5 protein-coding genes are annotated in these 7,471 nt (G+C 59.0%); 3 read left to right on the plus strand and 2 right to left on the minus strand.

The features are described from left to right. The coding region (locus tag AC628_RS36420) for a DUF4347 domain-containing protein (RefSeq protein WP_143202000.1) at positions 1-2,018 on the minus strand (2,018 nt) is incomplete at its 3' end. Positions 2,019-2,251: 233 nt separating this feature from the next. Between AC628_RS36420 and AC628_RS43445 the strand changes: the two genes are divergently transcribed. The 3 genes from AC628_RS43445 to AC628_RS36430 all read left to right on the plus strand — a co-directional run bounded on the left by AC628_RS43445 (position 2,252) and on the right by AC628_RS36430 (position 6,164). Beyond that, complete coding sequence (locus tag AC628_RS43445) at positions 2,252-2,623, plus strand: hypothetical protein (protein ID WP_143202001.1); 372 nt, start codon at positions 2,252-2,254, stop codon at positions 2,621-2,623. 1,176 nt (positions 2,624-3,799) lie between these two features. Continuing rightward, positions 3,800-5,377 carry a hypothetical protein gene (locus AC628_RS36425; RefSeq protein WP_074131504.1) on the plus strand — a complete coding sequence of 526 codons (1,578 nt, stop codon included), beginning with the start codon at positions 3,800-3,802 and terminating at the stop codon, positions 5,375-5,377. 565 nt (positions 5,378-5,942) lie between these two features. Then, on the plus strand, positions 5,943-6,164 hold the full coding sequence (locus tag AC628_RS36430) for a helix-turn-helix domain-containing protein (RefSeq protein ID WP_074131505.1): 222 nt from the start codon (positions 5,943-5,945) through the stop codon (positions 6,162-6,164). A gap of 5 nt (positions 6,165-6,169) precedes the next feature. Here the strand turns inward: AC628_RS36430 and AC628_RS36435 are convergent, their stop codons facing one another. Further along, positions 6,170-7,441, minus strand: a complete 1,272-nt coding sequence (locus AC628_RS36435) for a tyrosine-type recombinase/integrase (RefSeq protein WP_283806736.1) — start codon at positions 7,439-7,441, stop codon at positions 6,170-6,172. Between the last annotated feature and the right edge of the window lie 30 nt (positions 7,442-7,471).

Below are 7,471 nucleotides of genomic sequence, written 5' to 3' on the forward strand. Positions count from 1 at the left end.
ACGTGCACCGAGGCCACACCATTGGTGTCGCTCACCGTGCCGGACAGCGCCAGCGTGTTGTCCTTGGTCAGGCCGCCGCTGCTGATCGTCGTGGTCAGCCCGGTATTGGTCCCAATCGTCGAACTGATGGTCTCGCTCGGCGGCGTCTCATCGACGCTTACCGAATGGGAATCTGAAGCGGCCGTCGAGCTACCAACCTTCACTACGGCGGAAAGAGTATACGTGCCGTCCGGCAGTAAGGCATGAGCCAAGTCGCCCGCTGGAATGACTGCGGACCATGTACCATTCGCGGCAACCGTGGCCGTGTAGTTATGGCCATTCAGATTGATGATCAGCTGCGCACTCGGTGTGAAATGCGTGACCGTGCCGGTGACGGTTATTGGAGTGCTTGCATCGGCGAGATTGATGAGCCAAGGGTTCGACTGGGTAGGTTCAATGGGATTGATGTGGACCGTGAAGGCGCTCGGCGGATCTACTGCAATAAAATCGCTGGGATTGAGCGCGGTAACACCAGCGACGTCAAACTTCAGATCTGCAACACCATCGCCGTTCGTGTCGGCATAAACATAGACCCCGCCGGATCCGTCGGGGGTGTACCAAACGCCGTAGCCATTGGTGGAACCCATCGAGCTGGTATTCGCCGGCTGCGGGCCAAACCAGCGAAATTCTGCCAGCCCGGCCGCGAACGCGGTCACGCCTCCCGCGCTCGAGACCGACTGATCACTGATCAACTGGCTAAAGTCGAGCTTGTCCGAGCCAACCTGGAAATTCGTGATTTGGTCCCAGGTTTGGGCAAGTTGTCCGCCTGAATTCAACTGTCCCGCGGCGGGCGAGTCAGTGGCTCGGGCAAAGACAAAATAATCGGAGCCTATGCCGCCGGTAAGAACGTCCGCTCCCGCGCCGCCCTGTATAATGTTGTGAATTGCCGCGTTGCTGGCAATACCCTGAATGTTGTCCTTGCCAGCACTCCCGTCGATGGTGTCCGTTATCAACTGCGTTGTGCTAGAAAATAGCGAAAGACCATTGACCTTCGCGACGAAGTCGGAAATCGAGGAATTGATACCGCTCAGCAATGGTTGCTGGGCGCCCGTAACGACTTGCCCGGTGATCGGATCGAACTGACCCACGGGTTTTCCATACTGATCAGTCTGCTCCAGGAAGAACCCAATTCCCAATCCGCCCTGATCGTAGACAGACGACGAACTATTGTAGCCGATCGTATAGTACGAAGTACCGACTTGGAATGTCAGCAGCAGTTGGCCGGCCTGAAATGCTTGCTGAATGGTGACGGTCTGGGTGGCGTTCGTGCTGGTCGTTAGGAAGCTCGAAATGTCGGCCCAGTAGATGTACTCGATGCCGTTGGTGTCATTGGTCTTGATCGCATCGAGCACATTGAGGTTGTCGACCGTTGTGCCGTTGCTAGAATCCATGGTGCCCTGGTAGTTGACCATGGCTTTGCTTGTGATCGGAGTGACTGCACCGGTGTCGAGCGCCCAGCTGCCGCCGCGATTAGAGGATCCAACGAGATTGATCGAGCCTCGCACGTCAGCTTGCGTGCGATCCGCGAGAGCCGAGAGGAACGCCCGGCCAGGAGCGCCCAGGGCGGTCTGGCAGGACCACAGCCGAATTTCACCATCAGCAACAGCTGCTCCGATCACGGCAAGCTCATCGACATGATCGGGAAGCGTTTCAGACGACAGCGATCCGGAGCTAAAGGAGATTTCGCCAGGCTTTCCGTGCGCGATGACGTGGATCGCTTCCAACCCTCTCCTGCCCTTCAGCGCTCGCGCCATCTGGCGGGGTGCGGGTTCATTGTTGGAGAGCAGGATCGCCTCAACATCCGACCGGATGCCGGCAAGTAGCGTTTCGAGGTCATCGATGCCGCGGTCAATGAAGGCGATCTCGCGTTTAGAACTTGCGCCCGTGAACACTCCGCATTGGCAATGATTGGGCCCGAACTTCGCGATGGCCACCGAGGTGTTCGGAGAGGCTGAAGCAACTTTGGATTGGGTAATCATAATGCGGTCCTTGCAATCGGGCTGGCGGTCAAAACGGTCTATGTAGATGAGATCGCTGCTGGGAATGACAGCGCTTCAAATGGGCAGCGCGGGGCTATCGGCGATAGCCGTGTCGAGGCAACGGAGCAGCTCGACGCCGGCTGATCAATCAGCACCGGCGGAGTGTTCGCTGCGCAAGGCAAGGAATCGATCGAAAGTTCGAGTGACGTGGGAGGGACAGAACTCGAAAGCTCGTGAAGGCGCGCTTCAACCTCGGCCGAGTTGATCGGCAGCTCAACCTTCCGGATGAAATTAGCGCGACGCAATACACACTCCCTGAAAAACTCTGCCGACGCAGAGCAGGTGTGATTGCAGTCGAAAATCAATTCATCAAACTACCAAACGCTCGCCAAAAAATCTGCGAGTCGTTTCGGCCGACAAGCAATTGCGACGCCATCCATTATTATTTGCTCGTCCGCCGCGCAGTGAAAAAAGACTTCGAACGCTACCCTGCCCGCTTCGGTGCGGCCCTGAACTCCGCACGCATTAAAATTCTTTGCCTTAAGCCGTTTCGTCGTGGGAAAGCTTGCACTCTTCTTCCGCAAAAACGCGAGCAAGTCCCCTAACCTAATTTGGATGCAATTTGCCGCAAATTTGCGCGGCCGTCTACCGCCACATGAGATCCCCGTCCTTAACATTAACGTCGAACCGACAAGGGGTTCCTTTGCGCCACACGTGACACCCGTAGCTTTACGGGCGAAGCCACCACAAGTGGCGGCGACCCGGCCCCACGTGAAACGACTATCATCGCCCCTTGATCTACATGAAAACTGGTCAGAGAAGAGCGCCCAACTTCCCACATGATACGAACTTCCCGCCCAACGTCGCACTATCTCAAAAGCAGATCCCGGAATCCCCTCCAAGCCGGCCGCAACTCTCCGGGTTCGATTGCCACCCCTGCGTGACCGCCCGCGGCGGCTTGCCTGCGTCGGCGGGTGCGGCCGAGTGCCTGCTGCGCTCTTCATCGAGCAGCTGCGAATGAAGCTTCTGGACCTGCACGTTTCGCTCGAGCAGGGACCGGAAAACCGCAACGGCGGCCGTACCGGCCCCGTCGCCTTGATGACGCAGAACAGCCGCTCCACCGCCTGCGTGATCTGATCAGGCTAGGCATTTCGCTTTGAACCTGAACAGCAGGCCATGCGGTGTGATTGACAGATCTCGCCTACGAGGACTGGCTCAAACGCGCCTTTGGCCGCGAGGTGCGGATCCAACAGGCCGCCCGTTTTTTTGACCCTGAGCGCGATTGGTGGGGCTCCTGACCGGCGCTTGCGATGGCTCACCTCACGCGATTGTTCGAGAGCTCGGAGCCGGCGCTACGCTGGTATTTGGATCGCCAAATTGCACATGGATTAGCCTGTCTGGTCGGCACCAGCGCCAGCAGTGACAGCAGTTGGCTCCGCTCAACTAACACGGCGATAACCGAGGCCGAAAGAGCTCTGGCGCAGTCACAGGGCGTCCACGCGCATAAGCGGTGATCTGCTTTGGCACGGGAGTTAACATTGACCGGCAAAAATACGGATTTGCCCCCTTCAGCCGCCTGCAAGCGGCGCTGTGGCGGACGAGTTCGGCCTGCGGCCATGGCGCGCAGCCTAGTAGGTGCCCGCCGCCGTGCTGCGATCGGACTACCGCCAAAGACCTAAATGACTATTTCTTGAGGCCTTTGGTGGGGTGGAGTAGAATCTATGCATTGGCGAAGTCCTTCTAAAAAAGTTGGATAACCGCATCGAATAGGCGTCTTTTGCATGCGCCGCGTGATCGACACCGCTCCAAGGGATGGAACATTCGTCATTCTTGAGGATGACGTAAGCGGACGCTTCGAATCTGCTCAATGGTCGGCTGAGGGGCGCGGGTGGGTTAGGAAAAATGGCGAGCCAAGCGAGATCACGCCGACGCATTGGCAAACAAGGCATCTTCCAGAGGAAGGTGATGAATTTATTCTGCAAGATGAGTTTATTCCGCCAAAGGAGACTGGATCAATCGCCCCCCCGGCGTCGCCAGGGCCCCGCTCCTTTTGTTTCCCCTCGGGCCTGGCCGAACGCGCGAGGGTGGCGGAATTAACTCGTCTGGTTACGAACGCCGACCCGGTCACTGGCGTCCTGGTTGAAGCACGGGCCGCGCAGAGCAACCAGGAGCGCGGACGGACCGCGCGGCGCGCCATCTCCTCGATCGCCGCGGTGATGGTCGGCGCGTCGCTCATCGGCTGGTATTTCCACGCCGAGTTCGTCGCCTATGTGACGCGATACATTGATGAGCAGGACAACGTAGGGCCCAGCACGGCAGATGTGGAGGCCGTCAAGAAGGAGACCCAGGTCCCAAGCCAAGACCAGCAAAAGGCCGATTCATCGGCGCGGGATCCGGCTCTTCATCAGCAAGCCGACCGGGCGATCGCACAGGCACCGCGGGATACTGCGCAGGGCAAACCGGCTGCGGAGACAGTGCAGCCGGAAGTGCAACAGTCTTCTGAAGAGGAGCGGCGCCGCGCAGAGGCGCTAGCAAATGAACTGGCGAGCGCGCAGCAGATCATTGAGATGCGGGCAGCGCAGGCGAACAAGGCGCGCGATCAGGCGACGCAGCTCAGTCAGGCTGCGGAGAGCGGGATGGCGGAGCTACGACGGTCTCTGCGGAAGGAGCACGACAGGGCTGAGACACTGACTGGCGAGCTTGCGACAGCGCGGCGCGACCTCGAGACCCAACTGGCGCTGCCAAGCAGGGCAGGTAACGAGACGGTGCAGGCGAAGAAGGCCGCCGAGAGCGCCATCGCAGAGCTGCGACAGTCTTTGAAGACGGAGCACGACAGGGCCGAGGCGCTGACTGGCGAGCTTGCGAGGGCACGGCGGGACCTCGAGACCCAGATGGCGCTGTCAAGCAAGGCCGGTGACGAAGCGGTGCAGGTGAAGAAGTCCGCCAAGAGCGCGACGACAGAGCTGCGACAGTCTCTCAAGAAGGAGCGCGACCGGGCCGAGGCACCGGCACCGGGCCGCGACCCCGCGCTGACACAAGCAGCAGAGGCGGCTGCGAAAGAGCAGCCAGCGGTCGCTGAGGCGCAAGGCGGTCCGGAAGTTGCCAGGTTGCTGGCGCGCGCCAGCGCTCTCCTCGTCCAGGGGGATATCGGTGCAGCGCGGATCGTGCTCGATTACGCTGTCGGGACGGGTAGCGCACAGGCAAGCTTTATGCTTGCGGAGACCTATGATCCCCTCGTCCTTTCCACGTGGAAGACCTATGGAACACGCGGCGATGTGACGAAGGCGCGCGAGCTATACGCAAAGGCGCTTGCCGGTGGGATCCAGCAGGCCCGGGATCGATTTGTCGCGTTGCAATAGCCCCACTACCCGTTGGAAATCACCGCGATACGAAACGACGAAATCGCTCAAACGCTGACGCAATCGGCGAATGATTGCTTTACCTTAAGCCACAATTGGCGACATGGCAGATAGGCGTGTCACCAATTCTTGGATGTGCAGATATGGATCGCAAATCCTTCTTTGCGAAAGAGTGTCGACGCACCCATCCTGACGTAGCGTTTCGAAGATCGGTGCCCCGCCGATACGCAATCGCGGGTGCTGAAGAACTTAAACTCTCGCTCCAATGCATCATCGATAAGATTGGGCTAGTTAAGGCGAGGAAGGGATGGCTCGATACGTCAACAAAGATGGTCACCCTCAAGCGGAAAGCCCAGTCAACGGAAAATGATCCCTATGTTCATATCCGACCTCACTGGCTCACAATGATCCTTGGCTCTTTCAGATCTCCCACAATGCTTCAAGCATTCGTCAGCTTCACTGGAGTGGCAGGCAGCTTTGAACGTAGAGTGGCGACCGAAAGCACGCGGCTGGTTGGCCGCGCGAGAACGCAATGTCGGCGTAGCAGCCGATTACGAGAGAACACATGGCAATTCTGGGGGAGCCTTGCCAGAAACGTAACCTGATCCCACTGAAAAAGGCGTTGGAGCGCGGCGGTTTTGGCCGGACCAAGGCCTACCAGTTAATCAACGAAGGGAAAATCATCGCCTATAAGATGGGTGGCCAGACCATGGTCGATGCCGATTCCATCGAGGCCTACCATATGAGCCTCCCTCGGATTGAACCGAGTACATCAAGAGAATCCTAGATTCGCTAGCTCGCGCTTTCATGGAATGCCTTGATCGGCGCAATCTTTTTTGGATCGGCAAAACCATCGATCCGGTCAGCCCAATGCTGCATCAGCTTGGTGCGCGAACCGATCAGTGCAAGGGGGCCATGCCGTTTGTAGGTCGCCTTTACCGAGTTGCTTTCGAGATGTGCCAATTGCAACTCGATGACGTCGCTGTCCCAGACCTTTGCTTCGTCGATCTCCTCGTGGTGACAAAGGGTCGAGAAGGTAGTGCGGAAACCGTGCGCGCAATGCTCGGCCTTGGTATCAATGCCGAGTGCGCGCAATCGCTGACATAGCGTTCTGTTCGACAGTGGCGCGTCCTGGGCACAAGCGAACACGTAGCGCCGATTGCCTGTGATCTGTTGCACGCGCCGCAGGATCGCGAGAGCTTGCCGCGACAGCGGCACGACGTGGTCCCATCCGGTTTTCATCTTCACTGCGGGAATGGTCCAGCGCTTCGCATCCCAGTCGACTTCGGTCCATTCCATGTCGTTGATCATGCCAGGACGGGGCACGGTTAATGCGTCGACCCGCAGGGCATCACCGACCACGTCGCCAAATCTGGCCTTTTCCCGCGGCGGCATGATCAGACTGAAGACACGAACGACATCCTGCGGCTCAGTGACGCCCGGGCGCGGCGTCGAGACGTTGACGCTGAGTTGCTTCTTGCAAGCGCGGAACGGATTGTAGCCGTCGCCTTCGAGATCGGCGTAGTCGCAGACTTGTTCGCCGATACTGTGGATCCGGTCACGAGTCTCCAACCTCCCCTCGGCCTGCATCGTCCGAAAGAAGGCAAGCACGTCGGGGCGCTTGATGTCCGGCCGGTGGAGATTGCCGAAGCGATCCTTCAGGTAGCCGGACCACCTTCCAAGCAGCGCGATAGTTTGTGGACTGCGCACGGTGACAAGCCTGCCGCGCTTAATCTTCTCGGTCTCCTTCTCCGCAAGCCATTCATCGATCCACACGCCGAACGGACGCTCAGCCGCCTGGCGATGCCGCTCGAATTGCTTCTCGATCGAGGGATCGACCGGCCGGTCCTGTGTGAGCAGGGCCTTTGCAGCGTCACGTTTCTGGCGTGCCGTGGCGAGCGAGACGGTGCCGTCGCTGCCGTTGCCGTAGGGCCCAATGGAATAGGTCTTCTGCCTGCCGTGAAAACGATAGGCCATCTGCCAGAGCTTGGAGCCCGCCCTGCCCCTTCCGTTCGGATCCGGCGTGATCAAGAGATAGAGACCGCCGCCGGTCGCGTCAGAGATTTTGGTAGCTCGCCACGCACCCTTCTCAAA

The sequence above is a fragment of the Bradyrhizobium sp. NAS96.2 genome, from assembly GCF_001908235.1.
In the GTDB taxonomy this organism is placed as follows: domain Bacteria; phylum Pseudomonadota; class Alphaproteobacteria; order Rhizobiales; family Xanthobacteraceae; genus Bradyrhizobium.